We start from the raw sequence: 24132 nt of genomic DNA on the forward strand, positions 1-24132 counted from the left end.
CGGACCGGCACACGCCGAGTCCCCTGCAGCCGGAGGCGCCGATGGGCCCGGAGGAGACCCGAAGCGGTGGAGCACGCGCTCCACACCTAGGACTCGACGAACTCCTCGAGGAACTGCAGGCACGACTGGACGAGGCCCGGAGCACCAGGGAAAGGCTCGGCGAGCTGCTGAAGGCCGTCATGTCCGTCGGCCAGGACCTCAACCTCTCCCAGGTCCTGAGCACCATCATCGAGTCCGCCGTAACGCTGGTCGACGCACGGTACGGCGCACTGGGCGTCATCGGTGACGACCAGCGACTCTCCCGATTTCTCACCACCGGCATCGACGAAGAACTCCACGAGAGGATCGGCGCGCTGCCCTCAGGCCACGGCATCCTGGGGGAGCTCATCCGGCACCCCGAACCGCTGCGCCTGGACGAGCTGGCCGACCACCCCGCCTCGTACGGATTTCCACCCCATCACCCTCCGATGCACTCGTTCCTCGGCGTACCGATCCGGGTCCGCGACGAGGTGTTCGGCAACCTCTACCTGACCGAGAAACGCGGCCGGGGCAGTTTTGACGACGAAGACGAAGCCGTGGTGACGACACTGGCCGTCGCCGCCGGCATCGCGATCGAGAACGCCCGGCTCTACGAGGAGGCGCGCCTGCGCCAACTCTGGCTCGCCGCCGGTGCCGACTTCACCGGCGCGCTGCTTTCCGGATCCAGGGAGCAAGAGGTCCTCGACGGCATGCTCGACCGGGCCGTGGACATCGCCGACGCCGATATGGGCGTGTACTACCTGGTCGGGCCGGACGGTTCACTGCGGGGGTCGATGGCGAGCGGGATGGGCGCAGCCCGGCACCGCGGCGTGGTACTGCCCAGCATCGACGGGACCTTGGCAGCCGCGGCACTCGCCGCGGGAGGGCTCGTCATCCTCGCGGACATCGAAAGGGACGGGCGGATCACGGCTCAGACCGAACGCTGGCAAGGCTTCGGCCCGGCGGTCGCCGCGACAGTGGGTACGAAGGACCGGCTGAGCGGCGTACTCGTCCTCCTGCGGCGGAGAGGGCGAACCGAATTCACCAGCACCGAGACAGCCGCGCTACCCGCCTTCACCGGATCCGCCGCCCTGGCCCTCGAACTCGCCGACCGGCGCAGGGACGCCGAACAGGTGACCCTCCTGGAGGACCGCGACCGCATTGCCCGGGACCTGCACGACCTCGCGATCCAGCGCCTCTTCGCCACCGGCATGACGCTGCAGAGCGCCCGCCGATTCGTCGAACACCCGGTGGCCAGAGAGCGCGTCATCCGGGCCATCGACGACCTCGACACCACCATCAAGATCATCCGCTCCACCATCTTCGGCCTTCGCGAGCACTCCGAGCCCGGAACCGCCCCCAAGCTCAGAAGCCGCGTCGTCGGCGCCGTCGACGCCGCCGCACCGACGCTGGGCTTCGCCCCCGCGCTGCGCATGGAAGGACTGCTCGACACCGAGGTACCGGCGAACACGGGCGACGAGGTGATCGCGGTGGTGGCCGAAGGACTGACCAACGTGGCGCGTCACGCGGGAGCCCACGCCGCGGAAGTGGCGGTCGTCGCGCGCAGCGGCACACTCACTGTCACGGTCAGTGACGACGGGGTCGGCATGCGGAACGGGGACAGACGCAGCGGTCTCGGCAACCTGAGCGAACGCGCGAAACGGCTGGGGGGCGGCCTTGACGCCCGTACCCGGCCAACGCCCGACCGGGGCACGACGCTCACGTGGTGGGTCCCGCTGGAAGAACCGGCCGACTGAGGGCTACCTGGGGTCGGTGTCGATCTCGTGCACGTGCGCGGCCATCACTGCGGCCTGGACGCGACGCTCCACGCCCAGCTTCCCCAGAAGCCGTGAAATGTGGTTCTTGACCGTTTTCTCCGAGAGGTAGAGACGCTGCGCGATCTGCCGGTTGGTAAGCCCCTCACCGATCAGGTCCAGGACCGCGTGCTCGCGCTCCGACAGCCCCGCCAGACGCTCGTCCTGCGGCGACTTCTCGCTCCGGGGCCCACGCAGCGAACGCATCAGCCTGGCCGTGGTGGCCGGATCGAGCATCGACTGCCCCGTCGCAACCGTCCGGATCGCCGACACCAGATCGGAACCGTTGATCTGCTTCAGCACATACCCCGCCGCACCCGCCATGATGGCATCGAGCAGAGCCTCCTCGTCGTCGAACGAGGTGAGCATCAGACAGGCCACGCCCGGCATCGCGGAGCGCAGATCCCGGCACACCCCGATCCCGTCACCATCGGGCAGGCGCACATCGAGGACGGCCACATCGGGGTGCAGCGCAGGGCCCCTGGCCACCGCCTGCCGCGCCGTCGCCGCCTCTCCCACCACCTCCATGTCAGGCTCGTCGTCGACCAGGTCGCGCAGCCCCCGCCGTACGACCTCGTGGTCGTCCACGAGGAAGACCCGAGTAAGCGATCCGGGGGTCGGACCGGACATAATGGCCCCTCTGCTCGACGGACACACAACCCACCGCTATCCGAATTGTCCATCAATAGGTTCCTTCTGGACACCGGTGACGCCTGACTCGCCGAAGGGTGTGCGCCGCCCCCGAGGCCCCAGCCCTACGTGGTGGGCGTGGGGGAGTGCTGGTTACGTGCGGCAGGTGGATCGGCTTCCCTGCGCACGCTGCACGATCCGGACGCGGTCGAGCTGGACGAGAACGACGACGGCATACCGGCGCGGCGGCTTGCATGCGCAGCAGTGCGACGCCGTCGCGGGCCATGGCTTCCCAGTCGTTGTAGTAGTTCTTCATCCGGGGGTTTCGCAGCCCGTTGCGCTGGACGGTGACGACACGCAACTCGAAGTCGATATCGCTCCAGACGAACAGTCAGCGTGCAAGACCGCCGGTGGCTTCGGACGGTGTCTTCAGCCGTCGGCGTGGTCGAGGGCGCAGGAGGCGCGGCCGCCGGGCCCGTACGCGCTGAGTGAGGCCATCGGGTAGGCGCCGCTGGCGAGCATGTCTTCGGTCCAGTCGGTAACGTTGAGCAGCTGTCCGTCGAGCGGCCCGCCGACGAGTTCGTGGCAGGTGTGGTCGGGCTCCGGCTCGGTGTCTGTCTCGCCGATTGCTGACCCAGGCCCGTGAATGCACAGGTCAGCGAGTTGCCCAAGTGGTGACCGGGAGCAGAGAGACGATTGGGTAAGTGAGGTCAGCGACCGGCGGGCCGCAGTGAGCGAGCAGCTCTCACCAAGCACCGAAAGGCTCGCCGACGCGCACCGGTGGAGCGTGAGAGTGATCCCGAGTCCCTGAGGGCGGTCAATGCGGTGCGTTGAGTACCGCGGGCGCGTGCGTGTCCTCTGGCGTGGGGCGAGGAAGGGTGCTCCCCGGCTGCCCGCTCGTTCTGCGGTTGCTGCCTCGGCTTGTGGGTCGGAAGCCCTCGAGCGGCGCTGACGCTGACGAAGCGCTGTGCGCTGCGGAGCAAGGAGTGGTGCGCGCAGCGGCGGGACTCGCTGTTGGTCGTGCCTAGCGTGCTCTTCGGAGCAGCACCTTCTGCTCCGACGTATCCCTCTGAGTGCTGGAAGAAGACCATTCATGCAATCCTTTCCCGTTCCGCCTTCACCTGTCCTGGAAGCGGCCGCAGCTGCGTTCGCCGAGGCGACGGCGCAGCCCCCGTACCTCTTCGATCTTGCCCCCGCAGAGGGCCGTGCCGCGGTGGACGAAGCGCAGTCCGGCTCCGTGGAACTGCCTGAGGTGGACGAGGAGTGGGTGACCGTCCCGTCCGATGCCGGTGACGTGCGCGTACGTATCGTCCGGCCTGCCGGGGCCTCGGGGCCGCTCCCAGTGGTCCTCTACATCCATGGCGCCGGCTGGGTCTTCGGCAACGCGCACACCCATGACCGGCTCGTGTGTGAACTCGCCGACGGAACCGGCGCGGCCGTCGTGTTTCCCGAGTACGCGCTTTCGCCCGAGGCGCGGTACCCCGTCGCGATCGAGCAGAACTGGGCCGTGGCCCGCTGGATCGTCACCGACGGCGCCCGGCACGGCCTGGACAGTGAGCGGATCGCCGTCGCGGGTGACTCGGTGGGCGGCAACATGAGCGCGGCGCTCACCCTCATTGCGAAGGAGCGCGGCGGCCTCGCTCTGCGCCAGCAGGTGCTGTTCTACCCGGTCACCGACGCCTCCTTCGACACCGCCTCCTACATGCAGTTCGCCGAGGGCTACTTTCTGCGCCGCGATGGCATGCGCTGGTTCTGGGACCAGTACACGACCGACGAGAGCGACCGCGCCCGCATCACCGCCTCCCCGCTGCGCGCCAGTACTGAGCAGCTCACCGGCCTTCCTCCGGCGCTCGTCATCACCGCGGAGGCGGACGTGCTGCGCGACGAGGGGGAGGCGTACGCCGCGAAGTTGCGTGCCGCTGGGGTGCCGGTGACCGCCGTGCGGTACCAGGGCGTGATCCATGACTTCGTCATGCTCAACGCGCTGCGCGGAACGCAGGCCGCCGAGTCCGCGATCGCTCTCGCCGTAGCCACGCTGCGTACGGCGCTGGCACCGCGCTGACCTCCGCTTCGCCCTAACCCCCGCGGTTTTTCGAACCCTGCCCAGGCGGGACCGGCCTTCATGCCACACCGGCCGGTTCCGCCCCGCCGTGCTGCCCTGATGGGACAGCAGCTTTCCCGACAGGTGATCATCATGACCACACCTCCACCCGCCCGCCGCTTCGAACCCGATCTGCGTGCGATGACCCGCATCAACCTGCGGCCCATCGCTTCCCCGATGCCCCTGGGTTTCTACGCCGTCGGCATCGCTTCCGTCATCGCCGGTACCTACCAGCTCGGGATACTCGGCGAGGACGCCGGCCGGGCCGTGGCCTTCACCATCCTGCCCGCGTTCGTCCTGCAACTCCTGGTCGCCGTACTCGCCTTCGGGGCCCGCGACGTTCTGGCCGCCACGCTCATGGCGTGCTTCTCCGGTACGTGGCTCGCCAATGCCCTCGTACTCGCGCTGCACCCGGAGCACGGACCGCGCGTCCTCGGCGTGCTCAACCTGTGCTTCACGCTCTTCGCGCTGCTCATGGCATCCGTCGCCCGCGCCAAGCGCGCGCTGTGGCTCGTGCTGTGCGTGGCCGTGCCCCGCTTCGGCGTGGCCGCCGCTGCCGGGCTGAGCGGCGCGCACGCGCTCACCGTCCTCTCCGGAGCCCTCGGTCTGCTTCTCGCGGCCGTCGCCCTCTATGCCGCGTTCGCGCTGATGCTGGAGGACATGCGGGGCGAGGAGGTGCTGCCTCTGGGCCGCAGCGGCCCGGCGCACCACGCCGTCGAGGGCGACCTGAGTGTGCAGCTGCGCAACCTCGAACGTCACGCGGGCGTGCGCCGCACGCTCTGAGAACGGCCGCAGCCCTCGCATTCGGGCAGGCGTCGCGATCCGCCGCCGTGCCTCTTTCACCACCTCCTGGAGCCTCATTCCATGACCAGTAGCACCTCCATGCCCGTCGGCGGGTTCACGCCGCAGCCGGGCCTCGACCCGGCGGCCGGCGCCGACCTCGTCGTCCGTAACGCCAGGGTGTGGACCGGTGACCCGGCCCGGCCCGCCGCTTCGGCCCTCGCCGTAGGCGACGGCATGATCCTCGCGATCGGTGACGAGTCCGACGTCGCCGCCGTGACCGGTCCCGCCACCCGCGTCGTGGACGCCCTCGGGCGCCGTATCGTGCCCGGCCTCAACGATTCCCATCTGCACGTGATCCGCGGCGGACTCAACTACGTCCTCGAACTGCGCTGGGACGGTGTGCCGTCGCTGCGGCAGGCCCTCGCCATGCTGCGTGAACAGGCCGGGCGTACGCCGAAGGGCCAGTGGATCCGTGTCGTGGGCGGCTGGACCGCCGACCAGTTCGCCGAACGCCGCATGCCGACCGTCGCCGAACTGACCGCGGCCGCCCCCGACACACCCGTCTTCGTGCTGCACCTCTACCAGTCCGCGCTGCTCAACCGGGCCGCCGTCCGCGCGGCAGGACTCACCCGCGACACCCCCGACCCCGCCGGCGGTCAAATCGTCCGGGGCCGCGACGGCGAGCCCACCGGCCTCCTCCTGGCCGCCCCCAGCGCCCTCGTCCTCTATTCGACGCTCGCCCGCGCCCCCGGCCTCGGCCTCGAGGAGCAGCGCCTGTCCACACGGCACTTCCTGCGCGAACTCAACCGCTTCGGGCTCACCTCGGCGGTCGACGCGGCCGGCGGCTTCCAGAACTTTCCCGACAACTACGCCGCCGTCACCGACCTCGCCCGGGCCGGAGAGCTGTCCCTGCGCATCGCCTACCACCTCTTCCCGCAGACCGCCGGGCAGGAACTGGCGGATCTGGCCCGCTGGACGGAAATGGTGAAGCCTGACGAGGGGGACGCCTGGCTGCGGCTCAACGGGGCCGGCGAGAACCTGATCTGGGCCGCCGCCGACTTCGAGAACTTCGCAGAACCGCGTCCCGGCCTCGCCCCCGGCTACGAGAGCGAGTTCGAGAAGGCCGTGCGGCTGCTCCTCGAACACGGCTGGGGGTTTCGTCTCCACGCCACGTACGACGAGACGATCCGCCGTGACCTCGCCGTCTTCGAGAAGCTCGCCGCCGACGGGCTCTTCCCCGGACAGGGCCGCTGGCTCTTCGACCATGCCGAAACCGTCTCCTCCGGCAGCCTGGAGCGCATCGCCGCCCTGGGCGGGGCCATCGGTGTGCAGAACCGGATGTCGTTCCAGGGCCGGGTCTTCGCCGAGCGGTACGGAGCGCAGGCCGCCGCCCGCACTCCACCGGTCAGCGAGATGCTGGAGGCCGGTCTGACCGTGGCAGCCGGGACCGACGCGACGCGAGTCTCCTCGTACAACCCATGGGTCGCGCTGCACTGGCTCGTCACCGGGCGTACGGTCGGGGACCTGTGCCTCTACCCGCCGGAGCGGCTGCTGAGCCGCGAACGTGCCCTGGAGCTGTACACCAGCGGCGGAGCCCGGATCACCGGCGAGGCGGACGTCAAGGGCACCCTCAGTGTCGGCCGCTACGCCGACTTCACCCTGCTGAGCCACGACTACTTCGCCGTCCACCAGGACGACATCCCGCACATCGAGTCCGTGCTGACCGTCGTGGGCGGCCGGATCGTGTACGCGGCGGCCGAACACGAAGGCGTCGACGAGGCGCTGCCGCCACTCACCCCGTCCTGGAGTCCCGTCGCCCACTTCGGCGGCTACCAGGCCACACCGCCGCCGGGCCTCATCGGAGCGCGGCAGGCCGACCGGATCGCCGAGGCGGTCGGCGCCTCCGAACAGCACCGGCAGTGGCGGGTGGCACGCGGCTTCGCACCCGAGGACACGGCGCCGCGGGTCTTCGACCCCTGTTATGTGCTCTGACCGACCTCACTACAAGGAGAAACACGCGTGGACAGCGCGCTGTTGCTGCTCCGGCTCGTCACGGGACTGCTCGTGGCCGGCCACGGAGTGCAGAAGATCAGTTTCCGGCTCGGTGGCAAGGGCCTCGCGGGCGGCGTCGAGGAGTTCCGGCATGACGGATTCCGGGGCGGGCGGCTCACCGCTCTCGCCGCCGGAGGCACCCAGGTGGGCGCCGGACTGCTGCTCGCCGCCGGGGCCCTCACACCGCTCGCCGGTGCCGGCGTGATGGGCGTCATGACCGTCGCCCTCACCGTCAAGCGCCCGCACGGCCTATGGGTGCAGAACGACGGCTACGAATACCCCCTGCTCCTCATAGCGGTCCCGGCCGCACTCGTCCTGGCCGGCCCCGGTGCCTGGTCACTGGACTCCCGGCTCGAAGCCACCCCCTGGCCGGTCTGGCTGAACACCGGCTGCCTCGTACTCGGGCTCGCCAGCGGCCTGCTGACCCGTCTGCTCCTCCACCGCACACCCTCACCCGCAACCACCCCAGGGAACACCTCATGACCACCCAGCAGACCTCTCGCCCCGCCGTACTCCAGGAATTCGGGACGGTGCGCCCCGTGCCGCTCGGCCTCACAGCCGACACCCGGCGGTACGCGGCCCAGCGCCTCAACCGCGTACTGGCCGACACCCACATGCTGTACGCCCTCTACAAGAAGAGTCACTGGCAGGTGCGCGGCGGTCTCTTCCACTCGCTGCACCTCCTCTTCGACCGGCACGCCGGCGAACAGCAGGCACTCGTCGACGAACTGGCGGAACGGGTGCAGACTCTCGGCGGGGTCGCCGTCGCCGATCCCCGGCACGCCGCCGAACTGACCTCCGTGCCCCGCTTCCCCGACGGGGCCGAGGACGTGCCGGATCTCCTGCACCGGCTGCTCAAGGCGCACAAGAACATCCTCGTGGACGCCCGCGAGGCAGCGGCCCGGCTCGGCGCCCTCGGCGACCCCGGCACCGAGGACCTGCTCGTGTCATCGATCGTCCGCACGGGCGAACGGCAGGCGTGGTTCCTCGCGGCCGAGGCGGCGACTGACGCGTCCGCTCCAGGAAACCCCTGGACCCGCTGATCTCCTCACCGCCCGCCCCGCGTCCGGTCTCCCGGACGCGGGGCGTTTCGCTGTGTCCAGTGCCTTTGGTTGTACCCACGTGCCTTAAGGCGGGGATGCCCGGGTGGGCCCCAGTCCCGCACGCACGAAGGTGGGGGGGGGGGGACGTCGTTCCGTCACCGCCCCGGCACCGGGGGGGAGCCTCAGATAGGGAGTTACCGCTTCAGGAAAGTGAGCAGCGCGTCGTTGACCTCCTGCGCGTGCGTCCACAGCAGACCGTGCGGGGCACCGTCGATCACGACGTACTCGGCTGCGGGCAGCGCCGCGTGGAAGCGCTCGGCGGTTGCGCCGATCGGCAGGATGCGGTCACCGCTGCCGTGCACGATCAGGGCCGGCACGTCGATCTTCGGGATGTCGTCGCGGAAATCGGTGAGCCACGTAGGGACGGCCGCACGCGAGGCGTACGCGGAGGAGCCGGCCGCCGTCGCCCAGTTGGCGCGCACGACGGCTTCGCTGATGCGGGTGCCGAGATTCTCGTCCAGGTTGTAGAAGTCCCGGTAGAAGTCCTCGAAGTACGTGTAGCGGTCGCGGGTCACGGCGTCCAGGATGCCGTCGAAGACGGCGCCGTCGACGCCGTCCGGGTTGTCGTCCGTCTTCAGCAGGAAGGGTTCGAGGCCCGCGAGGAACACCGCCTTGGCGACGCGCCCGGACCCGTACCTGCCGAGGTAGCGGCCGACCTCGCCCGTGCCCATCGAGAAGCCCACGAGGATCGCGTCCCGCAGGTCGAGCCGCTCCATCAGTGCGTGCAGGTCGTCGGCGAAGGTGTCGTAGTCGTAGCCGGTCGTGGGCTGCGACGACTGCCCGAAGCCCCGCCGGTCGTACGTGATGACGCGATAGCCGGCGTCCAGCAGGACGGGAAGCTGCTTCTCCCAGGAGTGGCCGTCGAGCGGGTAGCCGTGAATGAGTACGACGGGCCGGCCGCTGCCGTGGTCCTCGTAGAAGAGGTCGATGGGGGTGCTGTTCTCATGGCCGACGGTGAGGAAAGACATTGTGGGTTCCTTCGGGAAAGTGGGATGGGAATGACAGGTGCCGGGCACCACGGGGTGCCCGGCACCACGGGGGAGTCGATCAGCCGGCCGCGTGCGGGCTGATCATCGACTGGGCGTAGACGACGCCCATGCCGTAGGCGCCACCGTGCTCCTTCACCACATCGAGCGTCGCGGCGTAGGTCTCGCCGCGCGCCCAGTCGCGCTGGAGCTCAAGGAGCACTTGGAGCCAGGTGACGGGCACGGCGCCCGCAGCCGTCATGCGCTGCATGGCGTGCTCGTGCGACTCCGCGGTGACGCCCGCGGAGGCATCGGCGACCACGTACACCTCATAACCCTGGCCCAGCGCGGACAGAGCGGGAAGGACGAGGCAGACCTCGGTCCACAGACCGGACAGGATGATCTTGCGGCGTCCGGTGGTCCTGACCGCCTCGACGAGCGCGGCGTCCTCCCACGCATTCATCGAGGTGCGGTCGATGACCTCGTGCTTCGGGAAGACATTCAGCAGCTGCGGCAGGATCGGACCGGAGAAGGACTCGGCGGCCACCGTGGACAACACCACCGGCACGTCGAAGACGCGTGCGGACTTGGCAAGCCCGACCGTGGCGTTGATGACGCCTGCACGGTCCGCGCTCGCCGCGCCGAAGAACATCTGCGGCTGGTGGTCCACGAAGAGCATCATCGCGTTGTCGGGTGTCAGCAGGTCCGGACTTGGAGCGGCCTGGACGGAGCTGGGATCGAACATGGTGATTCCTTGGGTGAGATGAGCGGGAGGGGGTGTGAGCAGCCGGACACCGACCGGTGCCGCTCTCGACATGGCGAACCTATGGCCGCCGGTGAAAAGGCGGTTGACTGTGAAGGTCCGCTTCCTGTGCCCTGCCTGCACACCTGCCGCCCCGGGGCGGAGGGCACAGAGGTCAGCCGGCCGCCGTGAGGCCCGCAAGCAGTTCGTCGACCGCTTGCGCGACGCACTCCGCGACCGCCGGCGGCCAGGTGTTGGTGCGAGCGAGGTAGGTGAGCACAGCGGCGGTACGGAGGTACAGGACGCACCTGCCCGAGGGCGACCGCAGGACCAGCTCCGTATGGGTACCGGCCGCGCGTACGAGTACGTCGCCCTCACCGGCGAGGCCGTGCACACCCTCCTCCAGCAGGGCCCGTGCGAAGACCCAGGCCGCCATCGGCCGGCCGTCGGGCGACAGGAAGTCGCAGTGGACGGCGAGTGGGTCGTGCGGAAGATGCCGCAGATGAACGGTGAACCGTGCCAGGTGAGCATGCGGCCCGACGACCTCTGCGGTCAGGACGTGCACGACGCCGTTCACGTCCGCTCCGTCCAGGTGCGACGGCGCAGGTTCACCGGCCGCGCCCGGCGCCTACCCCGCCGAGTGCGCGCGGGGGCTGTGCAGTTGCGCGGCGAACGCACGGATGCCCTCCTCTTCCTCCTCGGCGTGACCGGACACCACCGAAGCCCCGCGCGCGGCGAGGGCGGTGGCGAGTTCGGCCGCCGCGCGCCCGATACGGCGGGGCAGCGCGGGGTCGGTGTCCTCGGCGCCCGTACCCCAGTCGGCAGTCGCCGCGAAGACACCGGTGGGAACGACCGCGGCGCGCAGATAAGCGAAGAGAGGCCGAAGGGCGTGGTCCAGGACGAGCGAGTGCCGACTCGTTCCGCCCGTCGCGGCGACGAGGACAGGCCGTCCGGTGAAACCGTCCGGGTCCCACAGGTCCACGAACGACTTGAAGAGTCCCGAGAACGACGCGGTGAAGACCGGCGACACCACAATGAGCGCGTCGCTCGCACGTACGCGGTCCAGCGCCTCTTCGAGGTCGGGCGGCGGGAAGCCGGTGACGAGGGCGGAGGCGATGTCACGGGCGAGCGGGCGCAACGAGACCTCCTCGGTGACGCACTCGACCCCGACCTCCGCGCAGGCGTGGCGGGTCGCCTCGCCGAGCCGGGACGCCAGCAGCGCCGTCGCCGAGGGGACGCCGAGCCCGCCCGCCACGACCACGACGCGCCGCACGGGGCGGCTCATCGGGCGGTTCCCGCCAGGTCACGCGCGCGCGCCGCGTGCGTGGGGGCCTCAGCAACCCCGGCGGGCCGGGCAGCCGCGAACTCACGGCGCAGCACCGGAACCACCTCCTCGCCCAGGATGTCGAGCTGTTCGAGGACCGTCTTGAGCGGCAGCCCGGCATGGTCCATGAGGAACAGCTGCCGCTGGTAGTCGCCGAAGTCCTCACGGAAGCGCAGCGTCCGCTCGATGACCTGCTGCGGCGATCCCACGGTGAGCGGGGTCTGCTCGGTGAACTCCTCCAACGAGGGCCCGTGCCCATAGACAGGCGCGTTGTCGAAGTAGGGCCGGAACTCCCGCACGGCGTCCTGGGACTTCTTGCGCATGAAGACCTGCCCGCCGAGCCCCACGATCGCCTGCTCCTCCGTACCGTGGCCATGGTGGGCGAACCGTCTGCGGTAGAGGCGGATGAGCCGCTGGTAGTGACGCGCCGGCCAGAAAATGTTGTTGGCGAAGAAGCCGTCCCCGTAGAAGGCCGCCTGCTCGGCGATCTCGGGACTGCGGATGGAGCCGTGCCACACGAAGGGCGGCACGCCGTCGAGCGGGCGCGGAGTGGAGGTGAATCCCTGCAGCGGTGTGCGGAAACGGCCCTCCCAGTCCACGCTCTCCTCGTCCCAGAGCCGTCGCAACAGCGCGTAGTTCTCCACGGCGAGCGGAATCCCGTCCCGGATGTCCTTCCCGAACCACGGGTACACCGGGCCGGTGTTGCCCCGGCCCAGCACGAGGTCGGTCCGCCCCTCCGCGAGGTGCTGGAGCATCGCGTAGTCCTCGGCGATCTTCACCGGGTCATTCGTCGTAATGAGCGTCGTCGCCGTGGACAGCACGATGCGCTCGGTGCGGGCAGCGATCCAGCCGAGCACCGTGGTGGGTGACGACGGGACGAACGGAGGGTTGTGGTGCTCCCCGAGCGCGAAGACGTCGAGACCCACCTCCTCCGCCTTGAGCGCGATGGCGAGGATGGCCTTGAGCCGTTCCCCCTCGGTGGGCGGCCGTCCCGTGACGGGGTCGGCGGTGATGTCACCGACGCTGAAGATGCCGAACTGCATGGTGTTCCTCACTCGAAGCCTGGGCACGGCGTGTGCCGCGCCGGTGCGAGGCTAGGAGCGGGGAAGCGGGCCGGAGCGCCGCTCGGTGTACGGGGTTTTGCCGCTCAGCGCCCGGCGGCCGGCCGTCGTACAAGGAAACGCCCCGCCTCGTCCGGCACCCCGCGCGCAGCGAGGGCGCGCGACCGCCATTCGAGCGGTGAACATCCGTGCAGCTGGCGAAAGGCGCGGCTGAAGTGGGCCGCGTTGGTGAAGCCGCACAGCTGGGCGACGGCGGCCACGGTCACGGACCGGCTCCCTGGCCTGGCCAATTCACGTGCGCTCTCTTCGAGCCGACGCCGCTGGATGAGCCGGCCCACGGTCGACTCTTCCGCCTCGAAGACCCGGTGGAGATACCGCAGCGAGATGTGATGGGCCTTCGCAATGGACTCCGGGGAGAGCGATGGGTCCCGGTAGTGCCCGTCGATGTACGCCCTGACCCTGCGCACCAGCTCTCCGCGCGGACCGTCCTGCACTGTCTCCGAATCCGGCGCGCTGTGCTCCAGTACGAGGAGCGTCACCAGGTCCACGAGCGCGGCCCCCAGCCGTTCGCCGACACGGGGTGCCCAGTCCGCGTGAGAGGTGACCGCGGGGAGAAGCGACGCGAGCAGCGCAGCCGTCCCGCCCGTCGTGGGCAGGGCCGTGCCGGCCACCGAGCCCAACTGCGCCGCGGAAAGACCGACCGCCCGCGCGGGTGCCCGCAGTACAAGAGCGGTGAAGGGACCTTCGTAGGACAGCGAGCACCACTGCGCGCTGTCGTGCATCAGGAGCACACTCGGCCCGGCCAGGACGTCGTCGCCGCGCCGCCGGTACGTTGCCGAGCCGTGCGGGTGGAGCAGGAGCACGAGGTCCGGCTCGTCCGAGCCGGACCTCCGCACCGGGACCCGGGTTACGCGCTGCGCGCCCGACACAACTGCGGAGACGGTCACGGCGCCCAGCCGGTGTATGACGACATCCCCGTCCGGGGCCCTGCCGTCGGCGGTCGCGACGGAGACCGGCATGGCCGCATCGCTCCACCATGAGCCCCAGCAGGCGAGACCCGCCTCGTCGTGGACGAGGCTCTCGGGCAGCAGAAGACTCAAGGCAGTGGCTCCTTCTCTCCGGGAAACGGAGTGGTGAAGTCGGGTGGGGAGCACGGAAGGAGCTGACCGCAGACCGTCCTGCGCCCGGCTCCCTCCGCTGACCCCAGCCAACCAAGCCGCCCTCGCGGTCACCAGGCGGAAGCCAGGCGGTTTGGAACTGCCTGTCCGGAACGCCGACGAAGGTGGGCTGCTCAAGGGTGGGGACGAGCCCGCACCGGACCGTTGAGTAAACCCGGTTTCCTACTCGAAGGTGCTACGGGACGGGAACGCCCCCGTGGAAAGCCCGCAGAGCCCGGAAGAAGCCTCCTCCCGCATCTCGGCCGGAGCGGAATCGCCCAAGCGGAGCACCGACCGATACGCGCGCTCCGCTTCGCTCCTCCGGCCGAGGTGAGCCAGAGCGTGACCCAGATAGAGGTAGATCTTGCTTGCGGCGAGGAGGTAGCCGCTTTCCGCGTAGGATTCGCCGATCCCGTCCAGGACCTTCGCCGCCTCAGCCCACCGGCCCTCGTTGAGGTAGACGTAGGAGACGTGGTAGCGGGATATGCGGGCAGTGAGAAGGTCGCGCGCATCCTCTCCGCTGCCTGGCATACCCGACAGTGCCCGCATGACGGCGTGATGGGTGTCCACCGCCTCCTTGGTGCGTCCTGCTTTGCGCAGCACAGTGATATTGACATTCGCCGCATAGAGGTATTGACGGGTGTCACCCGCACGCAGGTAGAGCTCCATGGCACGCGCGATGTCCTCGACGGCGGGCGCCACCTCGTTCACGGCATCCCGCAGCCAGCCCAGGTACATGTACGCTTCGGCCTGCCGGCTCACCGAGCCGCACGCCGTCGCAATAGCGAGCGCCGAGGTGGCGGCCATGACCGCCTCCTCGTGCCGCCGGTCGCACTGCCAGCGCACCCAGGCGAGCAGGCTCAGGCACGCGGCCCGCGAGTCGGAGTCGTCCACTGCCTCGGCTGACCGGGCACCGAGGGCGAACACCTCCGACCAGTGCCCCCAGGAGATCCAGATGCTGGGAACGGAACGCACAGCGAGCGCGACGTCTACCGCCCTCTGCGGGCGCTGCAGTCCTGCCTCCTGGCGCAGGGCCGGAAGCCAACTGTCGCTCTCCACCCGCAGCCACTCCAACGCTTCCGCGTTGGTACGGAAATGCCCGGACGACGCCCCTGCCCCGCCCTGCTCGTCAGCGGCGGCCTCTCCTGAGACGACCCGTCCGGCAGCCTCGACCATGTCCAGCAGCCACGCGCGCAGCCGGCCGGCCGCGATTGCCGAGGCATCTTCACCGTCCGTGTAGCGATGCCGGGCGCGCGCGTACAGGCGAAGCAGGTCATGGAAGCGGTAGCGGTCTCCCACTGACGTAGTCAGGAGTCCAGCCTCCAGCAGCTCCTCCAGCGTGTCCTCCGCTTCCACTGCACTCATCTCCGCGAGTACGGCGGCGTACGGGACGTCGAAGTCTCCGCCGGGAATCATCGACAGCAGGCGGAAGACGCGGGCCGTGTCCGGGGTAAGACGGGAGTACGACAGGTGAAACGCCGAGCCGACCCCCAAGTCGCCGGCACTGAGGGCATCCACCCGGCGGTCCTCGTCGGTGAGCCGCTCCGCGAGCCGTCCGAGGCTCCACCCGGAGCGGGTCGCCGCCCAGTTTGCCGCAACCCGCAGCGCCAGCGGCAGGTGACCGCAGAGCGCGGTCACCCGGGCCGCCGAAACGGGGTCCGCATCCACTCGGCCGTCGGCCACGACAGCCCGCAACAGGGCTGCCGACTCGGCTTCGGCGAGCATCCCGAGTTCCAGCCGGCGCACCCCGCTCAGCCCGGCCAGCGGCCGACGGCTGGTGACCACCACAAGCAGCTGGCCCTCCGCCGGGAGCAGCGCCCGTACTTGCGACTCGTGGCCGGCGTTGTCCAGGATCAGCACCGCCCGCAGGCCGGCTGCCGTGGACTGGTATAGCGCGAGCCGCTCCTCACTGGTGAGCCGCGAAACCTGCGCCTCGTCGACCCCCCAGGCGTTCAGCAACCGGACGACCGTCTCCTCCGGAGTCGGCAGCCGATCCTCAAGGCCGCGCAGGTCCAGAAAGAAGGCGCCATCAGGAAAGAGCGCCCGCCATTTCTCGGCAAGGTGCACCGCCAGGGTCGTCTTGCCGCTTCCGGGCGCCCCTGAGACCACCGCGACCGGAGGCAGCGGCGGCTCGGCCCCTTCCTCTACCTCCCGAACCCCTTCGACGAGGCCGCTGAGCACCCTCAGCTCCTTGTCACGTCCCACGAAGTCGCGAATGCCCCGAGGCAAAAGGGCGAAGTGCTGGTCGGCCGGGGCAGCCATCGGAGCCTCCTGCTCCGCACGGTCGGCTCGCGCCGCCGCAAGCAACTCCTCCGCCTCTGCCTCCCCGAGCCGGAGCCCTTGCGTCAGCGCCGCGACGGTGCCGCGACGAGGCCGCGTGCTGCGACCCCGCTCCATGTCACCGATCGCACGCACAGATACCCCGGACGCCTCCGCGAGCTGCTCGATCGTGAGCGCCCGCGCGAGCCGCAGCCGTCGCACCAACCTGCCGAGAGAAGAGACCGTCACCGAGTGACCGTCCCGAACCATGCTGGCCTTGCCTTCCTGGTGGATCCGCCGGAAACGAACTACGGCTCCCTCGACGACGTTGCGCTCATAAGAGGCAAAGTGCTCTCATGAGCGCAACGGAGGAAGGTGGGCAATTCGCTGATCTCGACATTAGTACGCGCGCACCAGGCACCGATGACTGCCCCCACCAGGTCCACCTGCTGCCGGGGCCCGGGCTGTTCATCGTCGGCGAGACTTCCTCGCTATCCGTTTCGACCTGATGGGCGTCGCCGGCGCCACCCCGGACCAGGTCGAATGTGTCCGGAGCCACGTACACGCCCTGGGGCAGTGCCGCAAGCTGCTGCGGGAAGGCGGCTGGCGGACCTGGTCTGCGACGACACCGCCGGCGCGGCGCGCGAGGTGGCCGAGCTGGGCGACGCGCGGCACGCGGCAATCGCGCCCCCTGCCGCGGCCGGGCCGCACGGCCTCGACGACCTGCGCGCCGGCGTCGAGGACGACCTGGAGAAGACCACGCGGTTCGTCGTCCTGCCCCGCAGGCCCGCCCCCGCCCCGGACCCGGGTCAGCCGACCATGACGAGCCTGTTCTACAGCGTGCGCATCATCCCGAGCGCGCCCTACAAGGCACTCGGCGGATTCGCCACCGGCGGGGGGAACCTCACCAAGATCGAGAGCTGCCAGATCGGCACGGGACTCAACGCCAGCCGCTATTACGTCGAGGCCGAGGGCCACCCCGACGAACAGCAGGTCGCCCTGGCCCTGGAGTAACTGCGCTTCTTCTCCTCCGAGGTGCGCATCCTGGGCGTCTACCCGGCCCCCACCGGCTGAGGAGCTGACCGGGGAGGGCCGCCGGCCCGCGTACGACGTGCTAGGCCAGCCGCTCCCGGATCCCCCGCAGGGCGGCCCGCGAGGTGATGCCCAGCTTGGGGGTAGATCTGGTACAGGTGCGTGCCGATGGCGTGGTGCGACAGGACCAGCCGCTCGGCGATCCGCTTGTTGGTCAGTCCGGTCGCCGCCAGAGTGGCGATCCGCAGTTCCTACGCGGTCAGCGCCTCCGCGGCCAGGACGGATAGTTCCAGCCGGGTGACCCAGTCATTGCGGCGGTCGGTGAAAACTTCGGGAGAGTGGAGGTCGCAACTGAACCGCCCGACAAGTACTCAGCGTGCGGCGATTACAAGAGCGCGTACGCAAAGGGCCTCAGGTCTGAGCACTGGCAGTCCGGCCAGGTCGGCGCCGCGATGGGCGGTCACATCGGCTCCTGGATCCGCAGGTGTGGGGCCTGAAGTACGCACGGCCGGGGTCGCTGGCTGCTGGGGAGGGGCTTCGCCTCTTCCAGCCCCCGCTCTCCCGGCACCGACCGGCGCGGTCAGCACTCCCGTGGTGCGGGTGCGTGCACGCCGGACGGCATCGGGGGTGTCCCCTGGCCTGGGCAAGTCCTGAATTTCGTACCGCGAATGAGGCGGAATCAGTCCGGGGCGGAGGCCGTGTTGCCGGTGTCGAGTTGGAGGTAGGCACGCTGTCCGCTGTCGTACGGACGGGCGGTAGTGGAGAGGAACTCGCGCTCCAGGACGCAGGGCGACGCGGGCGAGCTCCTGGCAGTCGTCGCGCGGGTGGCGTTCGAAACCCGTCGCGGCGAGTGTCGGAAGATAGCCGCTCCCTTGGACGTTGGCTGCATGTATGAAGATCAGCGATGCCGCCAGAATCAGCGGCGTGAGTGCGCGATCGTTGCGGCATTACGAGGACGAGGGCTTGATCGTCCCTGGCCGTTTCAGCAACGGGTTCCGTGACTACTGTCAGTCCACCATCGACCGGGTGCTCGTCATCCGCTCACTGCTGGAGTCCGGGCTGCCCGTGCGGCTGATCAGGGAAGTCCTGCCCGGCCTCACCGACGGGTCCGATGCCGGCACCGATGTGGTGTGCGCGGAGTTCCTTCACGAGGTGCAGAGCCATCGCGATCGGCTCGCCGCCCGCATCGCCGTGCTCAGCGATCAGCAGGCGGCGCTCGACGCCTACCTGCGAGAGGCCCGCCGTACTGATCTCTGACAGCCGCTTGACCTTGACATAAGTGTCAGGCTCCTACGTTCGGTCCATGGAGATCAACAAGCAGCAGAACACCGTCGGCCTGACCGTACGAGCACTGGTCCAGCAGTCGCGCCGGGGACCGAAGGACCTGGCTCTCACGACTGATCACCGCCGCCCCACCCCTGGGCCCGGCGAGTACCTGATCCGCGTCGGCGCCGCCGGGGTCAACTTCGCCGATGTCTTGCAGACCCACGGCACCTACGGAGGAGGCCCGCAGGCGCCCTACGTGGCGGGTTTCGAGGCCGCCGGTGAGATCGTGGGGGTCGGCCCGGGCGTCGAGATTCCGTTGCAGCTCGGCACCCGCGTGGTCGGAGCCGGGCCGGGTGCCTTCGCGCAGTACATGACGATGCCGGCCGCGGGCGTGCTTCCCGTGCCGTCCGGCTGGAGCGATGCCGAAGCCCTCGGCCTGGTGCTGAACTGGGCCACTGCCTTGGCGGCGCTGAAGCCGCTGGGCGAGATCAAGGCGGGTGAGGTAGTCCTTATACATGCCGCGGCCGGCGGTGTCGGGCAGGCCGCCGTCCGCCTCGCTCGCCACTACGGCGCACGCGTGATTGCGACGGCCTCATCGGAGAAGCATCACACCGTCGAAGCGCTCGGCGCTGACGAGGTCCTGGACAGCCGGCGCCCCGATCTGGCCGAGCAGATCACCCGCCTGACCGGTGGTGTCGACCTGGTCCTGGAATCAGTGGGACAGGCCACGTTCAAGACCAGCCTGTCCGTCACCAAACCCTTCACCGGACGCATCGTCGTGTTCGGCGCCGCCTCCGGCGACGCCACCCTCACCACTCACGACCTGGTATTCACCCACCAAGTCCAGGTCAAGGGTCTGCACATCGGTGCACTGGCGGTCGCGGCTCCGTCCCTCTACCAGTCGTTGCTCGTCGACATCGAGGCCCTTATCGACGACGGCGTGTACCCACCCGGCACCCCTCACGTGCATCCCTTGGCCGAGGGACCGGCGGTGCTGCAGCAACTCGAAGCGGGCCAGACCCTGGGCAAGCTTGCCCTCGATCCCTGGCGCTAGGAACGCCTGTGCTTCATCGGAATGCTCCGCTGTCCCCCGAGGGGAGACTGCGGCTCGTGCAGCGCTGTCAGAACCGCCCGACTGCTCACGTGGCGGCCAAGATGGGGATCTCCCGTGCCTGCGCGTCGAAATGAGTCAACCGCTACCGTCAGCACGGTGAACTCGGTCTGTTGGACCGTTCCTCCACACCACGGCGTCAGCCGACGGCGAAGAGTTCCTCTACGCCCGCAGCCGGGTCTCCGAAGATCAACGCCGCGACGCCCTCGGCGTCTGAAACGTCCACTACAACTACCACCGACCCGACAGCGCGGCAGGGGGCCAACCGCCAGCCCCGCGACTACGCGCCCAGGCTTCCTCACCGGGCTCCCAGACCATCCGGCCTCCGGAGTCCAGGAGCTCCGCGCGGTGAGGGCCGAGCTCTCCGGCCCTCCCGGACTCGCGCTGTTGGTGCACCCATCGGCCAAGGGAGGACGACTTCGTGACTTCGACCTCGACGTCGTAGGGAACGGCGTGGAGGCCGGTGATCTCGTTCGCCTTCCGCCAGCGGATCGGGGCTTGGTAACCCTTGAGCCAGACCAGGGATTCGGGCCGGTAGACCCGGGTGCGCAGGAACGCGGAGATCGTGGTCGCGTCGGGAAGCGACCACGGTTGGCCCTTGCGGACCGGATCGGCGCCCTCACGCCGAAGCGCGGTGATCAACTTGCTGAACTGCCGAGGGCGCAGCCCGGTGAACGGGCCTATCCAGGAGGGCTCCGACGCCGTGATCACACCAGCCACGGCAAGATCATCTCACCTCTGGTCAGCAGTTACGGGACAACCTCTAGCGAGCCTGACCGGTCGCGGATAGAGCATTTGGGTTCGCTGCTCGCGCTGCTGCAACGCGAACAGCAGCTCCAGCTGAACCGTTTCTGTGAGCGGTGCCACGAGAACTTTGCGGCCGTCGTGTAGGGAAACTGGGCTGCCGCCGAGGTCCTGCGTCCGCAGCGCTACGGGATCCTCGTTGATGAGCCGATTCGGGCGGCGGCTGCGTCCCAGGCGGCCCTGTTGCCCTGGGGGGCGTAGTGCCGCAGGTGCTGAGTGCGGGCGATGAGGCGGCGCATGTCGGAGAGGTCGCCCACCAGGCCGGCCGCACGGGCTTGGACGAGGATATTGCCAAGTGCGGTGGCTTCGGTGGGGCCGGCGACGACTGGCAGGCCGGTGGCGTCGGCGGTGAGCTGGCAGAGCAGCTCGTTGCGTGATCCGCCGCCGACGAGGTGGATGCGGGTGATGTCGCGGCCTGCGAGCTCTGCGGCTTGGCGCAGGGTGCGGTGGTGGGCGAGGGCCAGGCTCTCCAGGATGCAGCGGACGGTGGCGCCCTGGCCGGCGGGGAGGTGTTGTCCGGTCCGGGCGCAGTACTCCCGGATGCGGGCGGGCATGTCGCCGGGGGCGAGGAACTCCGGGGCGTCGGGGTCCAGGATCGCGGCGAACGGTTGCGCCTCGGCGGCTTCGGCGAGCAGCGTCGGAATGTGCGCGGGGAGGTCTTCCTTGTCCCAGGTGCGCCGGCATTCCTCAAGGAGCCACATCCCCATGATGTTGCGCAGGTAGCGCACGGTTCCGTCGATGCCGCGTTCGTTGGTGAAGTTCGCCGCTCGGGAGGCGGCGCTCAGGACGGGGGCGTCGAGTTCGAGGCCGGCCAGGGACCACGTTCCACAGGAGATGTAGGCGAAGTCGGGTTCGGTGGCGGGTACGGCGACGACTGCGGAAGCGGTGTCGTGGGAGGCGACCGTAGTCACCGGCGTATGCGCGGGAAGTCCGGTGTAGGCGGCTACGTGGGGGAGGAGGGTACCGGCCGCGTCTCCGGGTCTGCGCAAGGGCGGGAAGAGGCCCGGGTCGAGGGAGAGGCGCTTCATGAGGTGGTTGGACCAGGTGCCGGTCCGGGCGTCGAAGAGACCGGTGGTGGAGGCATTGGTCTCCTCGGCACCCATCGACCCGGTCAGCCAGTGGATCAGGAGATCCGGGATGAGCAGCAGGGTGCGGGCCGCGTCCCTCTGAACGGCTCCCGTGCCGGACGCGAGCTGGAAGACCGTATTGAAGGGGAGGTGCTGGAGGCCCGTGATGCTGTAGAGCGTCTCGGCGGCGACTTCTGCCCAGACGCCCGAGGCGGCGCCCTCGGTTCGCGAGTCGCGGTAGTGGAAGGGGTTGCCGAGGAGGGCGTTGTCGGCGTCGAGGAGGCCGTAGTCCACGGCCCAGGTGTCGACGCCGATGGAGGCGACGCCGCCGGAGCGGGCGCATGCGCGCAGGCCGTCGAGGATCTCTTGGAACAGGGCCAGGACGTTCCAGCGCAGTCCGTCCGGCAGCCGCACGGGGGTATTACCGAAGCGATGCACTTCGGTGAGGTCAAGACGATCCGAGCCCACACGGCCGACGATCACCCGTCCGCTGGTGGCGCCGAGATCGACCGCGGCGAATGCGGAGGGCGGGGGAGTGTTGGTCACGGGGGCAGAACCTCTGCGGTGCGGGGGGCTCATCGGGAAGTTGGCGAATGGCGGACCGGCGGCGCCGTGGAGGGCCTGGTGTCAGGGCCGGGCCTTGGCCGGCATCGTGCCGCCGGTCCGCGGTGCCTCGGGGCGGGCGCGTCAGTCACTCGCCCCAGGCGATCGAGGGGTGCTCAGCGGAGGAAGGCCGCGGCGACACCGGCGTCGACGGGGATGTGCAGGCCGGTGGTGTGGGTGAGGTCACCGCCCGTGAGGGCGAACACCGCGTTCGCGACGTGCTCGGGCAGGACCTCTCGCTTCAGCAGCGTGCGCTGGGCATAGAACTCACCGAGCTTGTCCTCCTCGATGCCGTACGTCGCGGCGCGCTGCGCCCCCCATCCCGCGGCGAAGATGCCCGAACCGCGCACGACCCCGTCGGGGTTGACGCCGTTGACGCGGATGCCGTGCTCACCGAGTTCGGCGGCGAGAAGGCGGACCTGGTGGGCCTGGTCGGCCTTGGTGGCGGAATAGGCGATGTTGTTCGGTCCGGCGAAGACGGCGTTCTTGGAGGCGATGTACACGATGTCGCCTCCCAGGCCCTGCTCGATCATGATTCCGGCGGCCGCGCGGGAGACGAGGAACGACCCGCGGGCCATGATGTCGTGCTGGAGGTCCCAGTCCTTCGTGGTCGTGGCCAGCAGCGGCTTCGAGATCGAGATCCCGGCGTTGTTGACCACGAGATCGACGCCCCCGAATGCGAGAACGGCCGCACGGAACGCGGCGCTGATCTGTTCCTCGGAGGTGACGTCCACGGTGACCGCGATGGCCTTGTCCGGGCCGCCCAGTTCCTCGGCCACGGCAGCGGCGTTTTCGCCGTTCAGGTCGGCGACGACCACGCAGGCGCCCTCGATGACCAGCCGGTGTGCGATGGCCTTGCCGATACCGGAGCCCGCACCTGTCACCAGGGCCACGCGCGTTGCCAGGGGCTTCGGCTTCGGCATACGACGCAGCTTGGCCTCCTCCAGGTCCCAGTACTCGATGCGGAACTTCTCCGCTTCATCGATGGGGGCGTAGGAGGAGACGGCCTCGGCGCCGCGCATGACGTTGATCGCGTTGACGTAGAACTCGCCCGCCACCCGCGCGGTCTGCTTGTCCTTGCCGAAGGAGAACATCCCGACGCCCGGCACCAGCACGATGGCGGGGTCCGCGCCGCGCATGGCCGGCGAGTCGGTGGAGGCGTGCCTCGCGTAGTAGGCGGCGTACTCCTCGCGGTACTCGGTATGCAGTTCCTTCAGCCGGGCCACGGCCTCATCCAACGGGGCCGTTGGCGGCAGGTCCAGGACGAGGGGACGGACCTTGGTGCGCAGGAAGTGGTCCGGGCACGAGGTGCCCAGAGAGGCGAGACGTGGGTGCTGGTCGTGCGCGAGGAAGTCGAGGACGACGTCGGCGTCCGTGAAGTGGCCGACCTGCGGCCGGTCGTGCGAGGCCAGGGAACGGATGACAGGCGCGAGCGCGGCGGCCCGTGCCTGACGCTCCTCGGAGTCCAGCGCCCCGTAGCCGGCCAGCGGGACGCCGAACGGCTGCTTCTTGCCGTTATCCGTAAGGAAGGTCTCCGCCGTGCGGATCATCCACAGCGCGTTGGCCTCGCACTCGTCGGCGCTGGCACCCCACGCGGTGATCCCGTGCCCGCCCAGGACCACGCCGATGGCCTCGGGGTGGGCATCCCTGATCGCCGCGATGTCCAGCCCGAGCTGGAAGCCGGGACGCCGCCACGGCACCCAGGCCACCTTCTCCCCGTAGCACTGTGCCGTCAGCTTCTCCCCGTCCGAGGCGCAGGCGAGCGCGATGCCGGAGTCCGGGTGGAGGTGATCCACGTGAGCGGCATCCACCAAACCGTGCATGGCGGTGTCGATGGACGGCGCCGCTCCGCCCTTGCCGTGCAGGCAGAAGTCGAAGGCGGCGACCATCTCGTCCTCATGCTCCACACCCGTATACACGCCCCTCAGGGCCCGCAGCCGGTCGAGCCGCAGGACGGCGAGGCCGTCCTCGGTGAGGGTGCCGAGGTCGCCCCCGGACCCCTTGACCCACATCAGCTCGGTGTCGGAGCCGGTGACGGGGTCGGTGACGGTGCCCTTGGCGGATGCGTTGCCGCCTGCGTAGTTGGTGTTGCGGGGGTCGGAGCCCAGCCGCTGTGCACGGTCGAGGAGGGCGGCGACTTCGGGATGGGTGGCCATGGAGATCGGTCCTTCGGATGCGAAGTGTGCGGGGAAGAAGAGAAGGGGGCGCCTGCTCGGCGCGTAAGCAGCTCGGAGGGCCGA

19 protein-coding genes and 4 pseudogenes are annotated in these 24132 nt (G+C 69.7%); 10 read left to right on the forward strand and 13 right to left on the reverse strand.

The features are described 5' to 3' along the window. The first annotated feature begins 41 nt into the window (after window positions 1-41). On the forward strand, window positions 42-1775 hold the full coding sequence (locus ACN6LM_RS10020) for a sensor histidine kinase (protein ID WP_445064954.1): 1734 nt from the start codon (window positions 42-44) through the stop codon (window positions 1773-1775). Window positions 1776-1778: 3 nt separating this feature from the next. On the opposite strand, the gene ACN6LM_RS10025 is transcribed toward ACN6LM_RS10020, so the two are convergent. Then, a complete protein-coding gene (locus ACN6LM_RS10025) occupies window positions 1779-2462 on the reverse strand; it encodes a response regulator (RefSeq protein WP_445064955.1) in 684 nt (227 codons plus the stop codon). A gap of 1093 nt (window positions 2463-3555) precedes the next feature. On the opposite strand from ACN6LM_RS10025, the gene ACN6LM_RS10030 reads away from it, so the two are divergent. From ACN6LM_RS10030 to ACN6LM_RS10050, 5 genes are all read left to right on the forward strand, one after another. After that, window positions 3556-4524, forward strand: a complete 969-nt coding sequence (locus tag ACN6LM_RS10030; protein WP_445064956.1) for an alpha/beta hydrolase — start codon at window positions 3556-3558, stop codon at window positions 4522-4524. Between the two features lie 132 nt (window positions 4525-4656). After that, the gene (locus ACN6LM_RS10035; protein WP_445064957.1) at window positions 4657-5346 is read left to right on the forward strand and encodes a GPR1/FUN34/YaaH family transporter; all 690 of its coding nucleotides are present in this window, start codon (window positions 4657-4659) and stop codon (window positions 5344-5346) included. Between the two features lie 81 nt (window positions 5347-5427). After that, window positions 5428-7338, forward strand: coding sequence for an amidohydrolase (locus ACN6LM_RS10040; protein WP_445064958.1), 1911 nt, complete (start codon window positions 5428-5430; stop codon window positions 7336-7338). A gap of 27 nt (window positions 7339-7365) precedes the next feature. After that, window positions 7366-7881, forward strand: a complete 516-nt coding sequence (locus ACN6LM_RS10045; protein WP_445064959.1) for a DoxX family protein — start codon at window positions 7366-7368, stop codon at window positions 7879-7881. Beyond that, window positions 7878-8441, forward strand: coding sequence for a Dps family protein (locus tag ACN6LM_RS10050; protein WP_445064960.1), 564 nt, complete (start codon window positions 7878-7880; stop codon window positions 8439-8441). The genes ACN6LM_RS10045 and ACN6LM_RS10050 overlap by 4 nt, the downstream gene beginning before the upstream one ends. A 194-nt stretch (window positions 8442-8635) precedes the next feature. Here the strand turns inward: ACN6LM_RS10050 and ACN6LM_RS10055 are convergent, their stop codons facing one another. The 7 genes from ACN6LM_RS10055 to ACN6LM_RS10085 form a co-directional block, all read right to left on the reverse strand. Continuing rightward, complete coding sequence (locus ACN6LM_RS10055) at window positions 8636-9469, reverse strand: alpha/beta fold hydrolase (protein ID WP_445064961.1); 834 nt, start codon at window positions 9467-9469, stop codon at window positions 8636-8638. A gap of 79 nt (window positions 9470-9548) precedes the next feature. Beyond that, window positions 9549-10211: a hydrolase gene (locus ACN6LM_RS10060; protein ID WP_445064962.1), complete on the reverse strand. Its 663-nt coding sequence runs from the start codon at window positions 10209-10211 to the stop codon at window positions 9549-9551. 172 nt (window positions 10212-10383) lie between these two features. Continuing rightward, a complete protein-coding gene (locus ACN6LM_RS10065; RefSeq protein WP_445064963.1) occupies window positions 10384-10785 on the reverse strand; it encodes an SsgA family sporulation/cell division regulator in 402 nt (133 codons plus the stop codon). A gap of 51 nt (window positions 10786-10836) precedes the next feature. Then, complete coding sequence (locus ACN6LM_RS10070; protein WP_445064964.1) at window positions 10837-11493, reverse strand: CE1759 family FMN reductase; 657 nt, start codon at window positions 11491-11493, stop codon at window positions 10837-10839. Beyond that, a complete protein-coding gene (locus ACN6LM_RS10075) occupies window positions 11490-12575 on the reverse strand; it encodes an LLM class flavin-dependent oxidoreductase (protein WP_445064965.1) in 1086 nt (361 codons plus the stop codon). The genes ACN6LM_RS10070 and ACN6LM_RS10075 overlap by 4 nt, the downstream gene beginning before the upstream one ends. Before the next feature lie 104 nt (window positions 12576-12679). Beyond that, on the reverse strand, window positions 12680-13693 hold the full coding sequence (locus tag ACN6LM_RS10080; protein ID WP_445064966.1) for a helix-turn-helix domain-containing protein: 1014 nt from the start codon (window positions 13691-13693) through the stop codon (window positions 12680-12682). A 240-nt stretch (window positions 13694-13933) separates the two neighbouring features. Then, a complete protein-coding gene (locus ACN6LM_RS10085; RefSeq protein ID WP_445064967.1) occupies window positions 13934-16258 on the reverse strand; it encodes a helix-turn-helix domain-containing protein in 2325 nt (774 codons plus the stop codon). A 194-nt stretch (window positions 16259-16452) separates the two neighbouring features. Here ACN6LM_RS10085 and ACN6LM_RS10090 point away from each other — a divergent pair. Then, window positions 16453-17020, forward strand: a pseudogene (locus ACN6LM_RS10090) (prephenate dehydratase domain-containing protein); the annotation flags it as partial. 103 nt (window positions 17021-17123) lie between these two features. On the opposite strand, the pseudogene ACN6LM_RS10095 reads toward ACN6LM_RS10090, so the two are convergent. After that, window positions 17124-17292: pseudogene (locus ACN6LM_RS10095) on the reverse strand (response regulator transcription factor); the annotation flags it as partial. Window positions 17293-17932: 640 nt separating this feature from the next. On the opposite strand from ACN6LM_RS10095, the gene ACN6LM_RS10100 reads away from it, so the two are divergent. The 3 genes and pseudogenes from ACN6LM_RS10100 to ACN6LM_RS10110 form a co-directional block, all read left to right on the forward strand. Continuing rightward, on the forward strand, window positions 17933-18298 hold the full coding sequence (locus tag ACN6LM_RS10100; protein ID WP_445064968.1) for a MerR family transcriptional regulator: 366 nt from the start codon (window positions 17933-17935) through the stop codon (window positions 18296-18298). Between the two features lie 46 nt (window positions 18299-18344). Beyond that, the gene (locus tag ACN6LM_RS10105) at window positions 18345-19361 is read left to right on the forward strand and encodes an NADPH:quinone oxidoreductase family protein (RefSeq protein ID WP_445064969.1); all 1017 of its coding nucleotides are present in this window, start codon (window positions 18345-18347) and stop codon (window positions 19359-19361) included. 8 nt (window positions 19362-19369) lie between these two features. Next, a pseudogene (locus ACN6LM_RS10110) lies at window positions 19370-19591 on the forward strand (helix-turn-helix domain-containing protein); the annotation flags it as partial. Window positions 19592-19649: 58 nt separating this feature from the next. Here ACN6LM_RS10110 and ACN6LM_RS10115 read toward each other — a convergent pair. The 4 genes and pseudogenes from ACN6LM_RS10115 to ACN6LM_RS10130 all read right to left on the reverse strand — a co-directional run bounded on the left by ACN6LM_RS10115 (window position 19650) and on the right by ACN6LM_RS10130 (window position 24048). Next, entirely contained in the window at window positions 19650-19982 is a 333-nt protein-coding gene (locus ACN6LM_RS10115; RefSeq protein ID WP_445064979.1) for a helicase associated domain-containing protein, read from the reverse strand. Further along, window positions 19956-20138: pseudogene (locus ACN6LM_RS10120) on the reverse strand (IS5/IS1182 family transposase); the annotation flags it as partial. The gene ACN6LM_RS10115 and the pseudogene ACN6LM_RS10120, both read right to left, overlap by 27 nt. Window positions 20139-20347: 209 nt before the next feature. Beyond that, the gene (locus tag ACN6LM_RS10125; protein ID WP_445064970.1) at window positions 20348-21868 is read right to left on the reverse strand and encodes a rhamnulokinase; all 1521 of its coding nucleotides are present in this window, start codon (window positions 21866-21868) and stop codon (window positions 20348-20350) included. Window positions 21869-22008: 140 nt separating this feature from the next. Next, entirely contained in the window at window positions 22009-24048 is a 2040-nt protein-coding gene (locus ACN6LM_RS10130) for a bifunctional aldolase/short-chain dehydrogenase (RefSeq protein WP_445064971.1), read from the reverse strand. Window positions 24049-24132: the final 84 nt, after the last annotated feature.

Source organism: Streptomyces sp. SAS_281, assembly GCF_052542855.1.

Bases quoted from the DNA above. Each gene is read 5' to 3' on its own strand.
- ACN6LM_RS10020 (WP_445064954.1), top strand. From the start codon at position 42: ATGGGCCCGGAGGAGACCCGAAGCGGTGGAGCACGCGCTCCACACCTA.
- ACN6LM_RS10025 (WP_445064955.1), bottom strand. From the start codon at position 2,462: ATGTCCGGTCCGACCCCCGGATCGCTTACTCGGGTCTTCCTCGTGGAC.
- ACN6LM_RS10030 (WP_445064956.1), top strand. From the start codon at position 3,556: ATGCAATCCTTTCCCGTTCCGCCTTCACCTGTCCTGGAAGCGGCCGCA.
- ACN6LM_RS10035 (WP_445064957.1), top strand. From the start codon at position 4,657: ATGACCACACCTCCACCCGCCCGCCGCTTCGAACCCGATCTGCGTGCG.
- ACN6LM_RS10040 (WP_445064958.1), top strand. From the start codon at position 5,428: ATGACCAGTAGCACCTCCATGCCCGTCGGCGGGTTCACGCCGCAGCCG.
- ACN6LM_RS10050 (WP_445064960.1), top strand. From the start codon at position 7,878: ATGACCACCCAGCAGACCTCTCGCCCCGCCGTACTCCAGGAATTCGGG.
- ACN6LM_RS10055 (WP_445064961.1), bottom strand. From the start codon at position 9,469: ATGTCTTTCCTCACCGTCGGCCATGAGAACAGCACCCCCATCGACCTC.
- ACN6LM_RS10060 (WP_445064962.1), bottom strand. From the start codon at position 10,211: ATGTTCGATCCCAGCTCCGTCCAGGCCGCTCCAAGTCCGGACCTGCTG.
- ACN6LM_RS10070 (WP_445064964.1), bottom strand. From the start codon at position 11,493: ATGAGCCGCCCCGTGCGGCGCGTCGTGGTCGTGGCGGGCGGGCTCGGC.
- ACN6LM_RS10075 (WP_445064965.1), bottom strand. From the start codon at position 12,575: ATGCAGTTCGGCATCTTCAGCGTCGGTGACATCACCGCCGACCCCGTC.
- ACN6LM_RS10100 (WP_445064968.1), top strand. From the start codon at position 17,933: ATGAAGATCAGCGATGCCGCCAGAATCAGCGGCGTGAGTGCGCGATCG.
- ACN6LM_RS10105 (WP_445064969.1), top strand. From the start codon at position 18,345: ATGGAGATCAACAAGCAGCAGAACACCGTCGGCCTGACCGTACGAGCA.
- ACN6LM_RS10125 (WP_445064970.1), bottom strand. From the start codon at position 21,868: ATGAGCCCCCCGCACCGCAGAGGTTCTGCCCCCGTGACCAACACTCCC.
- ACN6LM_RS10130 (WP_445064971.1), bottom strand. From the start codon at position 24,048: ATGGCCACCCATCCCGAAGTCGCCGCCCTCCTCGACCGTGCACAGCGG.